Source organism: Bacillus cereus group sp. BfR-BA-01355, assembly GCF_022663675.1.
Lineage (GTDB): Bacteria > Bacillota > Bacilli > Bacillales > Bacillaceae_G > Bacillus_A > Bacillus_A thuringiensis_S.
In genome coordinates this window covers 1-222 of sequence record NZ_JAKUFY010000494.1, presented here as the reverse complement: position 1 = coordinate 222, position 222 = coordinate 1, and the positions used below count along the sequence as shown (strand labels likewise).

Genomic DNA, 222 nt, shown 5'->3' with positions numbered 1-222 from the left:
AGCATTACAAACTGCTCTAGTTAATTCTGCTTCGTTCATTCAAGGACCTACCGGACCTACTGGACCTCAGGGACCTCAAGGTAACACAGGCGCTACCGGCAATACAGGCGCTCAAGGACCTGCGGGTGCTACCGGCGCTACTGGACCTCAGGGGCCTCAAGGTAACACAGGCGCTACCGGCAATACAGGCGCTCAAGGACCTGCGGGTGCTACCGGTGCTAC

At 57.7% G+C, this 222-nt stretch carries 1 protein-coding gene; it reads left to right on the top strand.

The window, feature by feature from the left end; translation table 11 throughout:
• Positions 1-222 (top strand): collagen-like triple helix repeat-containing protein (locus tag MR167_RS32620; RefSeq protein WP_242316328.1); only part of this gene is annotated, 222 nt, incomplete at both ends.